Source organism: Serratia sp. LTN-2, assembly GCF_059740205.1.
Window position 1 is genome coordinate 1 of the sequence record NZ_JCAXDO010000005.1, and the last position, 2712, is coordinate 2712.

General features: G+C 59.8%; 2 protein-coding genes. Both read right to left on the reverse strand.

What is annotated here, in order from left to right; all coding sequences use genetic code 11:
* Window positions 1–118: 118 nt before the first annotated feature.
* Window positions 119–415, reverse strand: coding sequence for an integration host factor subunit alpha (gene ihfA / locus AC6BYQ_RS11855; RefSeq protein WP_004931414.1), 297 nt, complete (start codon window positions 413–415; stop codon window positions 119–121).
* A 4-nt stretch (window positions 416–419) separates the two neighbouring features.
* Window positions 420–2712 (reverse strand): phenylalanine--tRNA ligase subunit beta (gene pheT / locus AC6BYQ_RS11860; RefSeq protein WP_498056906.1); only part of this gene is annotated, 2293 nt, incomplete at its 5' end.

The following is a 2712-nucleotide window of genomic DNA, read 5'->3' on the forward strand; positions in this document are numbered from 1 at the left end:
AAGGGGTTTTTATAACTGGCCCAAAGCTGAAAGCTTTACTGAACCCCCAGCCTAGCTGGGGGTTTTCTGTGCACAAAGAAAAAGGCCGCGCAAGCGGCCTTTTTTGATGTCACGTCACTCACCCTTTCGGGCTGGCGTTTTCTACCCGGCTTTTCAGCTTCTGACCCGGACGGAAAGTCACCACGCGGCGCGCCGTAATCGGAATGTCTTCGCCGGTCTTCGGGTTGCGCCCCGGACGTTGGTTCTTGTCACGCAGATCAAAGTTGCCAAAACCCGACAGTTTTACCTGTTCACCGTTCTCAAGGGCCCGACGGACCTCTTCGAAGAACAGTTCCACCAGGTCTTTGGCGTCCCGTTTGCTAAGCCCAAGCTTCTCAAACAGGTGTTCTGACATTTCAGCTTTAGTAAGCGCCATAGGTTCAATCCCTCAAGGATGCTTGGAATCGCTGTTTTAGAGCCTCTACGCATTTTGCAACGGTAGCGGCTATCTCCTCTTCTTCCAGTGTACGAGCGGTATCCTGCAATACCAGACTGATAGCCAGGCTCTTGTCACCTTCTGCCACGCCCTTGCCACGGTACACGTCAAACAAGTTTACGCCAACTACCTGATTTGCGCCAACTTTCTTACACTCGGCCAAAATATCTTCTGCGGGGACGTTTTCAGCCACCACAACGGCGATATCACGGCGGTTTGCCGGGAAGCGCGAAATCTCCCGCGCCTGAGGCACAGCGCGGCTCGCAAGCTTGTTCCACTCCAGTTCAAACACCACGGTGCGGCCGTTAAGATCCAGTTTACGTTCAAGTTCCGGGTGAACCACACCGATGAAACCTACGCGTTCGCCGTGCAAATAAATCGCCGCACTTTGCCCTGGATGCAGGGCCGGATTGGCTTCCGCCCGGAACTGAATTTCGGATAATTTACCGGTCAGTTCGAGGACAGACTCCAGATCCCCTTTTAAATCATAGAAGTCGACGGGCTTGCGCGCCAGATCCCAATGTTCATCGTGCGTATGGCCGGCGATCACCCCCGCCAGCATGACGTCCTGGCGGATACCCAGATCTGCCGCACTATCAGGCACAAAGCGCAGGCCGCTTTCGAACAGACGCAGACGCGTCTGCTGGCGGTTCTGGTTATACACCACCGCAGACAGCAGGCCGGTCCACAGCGACAGACGCATCGCCGACATTTCTACCGAAATCGGGCTTGGCAGGATCAGCGCTTCTTCATTCGGGTGCAGCAGTGCCTGCACCTTCGGATCGACGAAGCTGTAGGTGATCGCTTCCTGATAACCGTGATCGACCAGCATGGTCTTCACGCGCTTCAGCGTCAGATCGGCTTCGCGATGCTGGGTCATCACCAGATCGGCGCGGACCGGCACATCCGGGATGTTGTCGTAACCGTAAACGCGCGCCACTTCTTCCACCAGATCTTCTTCGATCTCCATATCGAAACGCCAGCTCGGCGCGACCGCTTGCCAGCTGTCGCCCTGCTCGGTCACCTGGCAACCCAGGCGGCGCAGAATGTCGCTGACCTGCTCGCTCGGCACCACGTGGCCGATCAGGCGATCCAGTTTCTCGCGGCGCAGCGTGATGGTGGCGCGCTTCGGCAGTGCGTTCTCGTGGGTCACGTCGATAATCGGGCCGGCCTGGCCGCCGCAAATATCGAGCAGCAGGCGCGTGGCACGCTCCATCGCTTTGTACTGCAGCGCCGGATCGACACCGCGCTCATAGCGGTGAGAAGCGTCGGTGTGCAGGCCGTGACGGCGCGCGCGGCCGGTGATCGACAGCGGGCTGAAGAAGGCGCATTCCAGCAGCACGTCCTGAGTTTCCCCGTTAACGCCGGAGTGCTCACCGCCGAAGATGCCACCCATCGCCAACGCTTTTTGATGATCGGCGATCACTAAGGTGTCGGCGTTCAGTTTGGCTTCACTGCCGTCCAGCAGCGTCAGCGTTTCCCCTTCTTCCGCCATGCGCACCACGATGCCGCCGTCGATGCGGCTCAGATCGAAAGCGTGCATCGGCTGGCCAAGCTCCAGCAGCACATAGTTGGTGACGTCAACCACCGCATCGATAGAGCGGATGCCGCAGCGACGCAGTTTTTCACGCATCCACAGCGGGGTTGGCGCGGTGACGTCGATGCCTTTCACCACGCGGCCCAGATAGCGCGGGCACGCCTGCGGCGCGTCAACGCGGATCGGCAGCGTGGCGTCGATGGTGGCAGCCACCGGGCTCATATCCGGCTCGGTCAGCGCAACCTGGTTCAGTACGCCCACGTCGCGCGCGACGCCGATGATGCCCAGACAGTCGGCGCGGTTCGGCGTGACGCTGATTTCGATGGTGTTGTCGTTCAGCTGCAGATAGTCACGGATGTCGGTGCCGATTGGCGCATCCAGCGGCAGCTCGATAATGCCGTCATGATCGTCGGAAATGCCCAGCTCGGAGAACGAGCACAGCATGCCTTCCGAAGGTTCGCCGCGCAGCTTGGCGGCCTTGATTTTGAAGTCGCCCGGCAGCACCGCGCCCACGGTGGCGACCGCCACTTTCAGGCCGGTACGGCAGTTCGGCGCGCCGCAGACGATGTCCAACAGGCGATCGCCGCCGACGTTGACCTTAGTGACGCGCAGTTTGTCGGCGTTCGGGTGCTGACCGCACTCGACCACTTCACCCACCACAACGCCGTTAAACGCGCCGGCGACCGGATCCACACCGTCC

Bases quoted from the DNA above. Each gene is read 5' to 3' on its own strand.
- ihfA (WP_004931414.1), bottom strand. From the start codon at position 415: ATGGCGCTTACTAAAGCTGAAATGTCAGAACACCTGTTTGAGAAGCTT.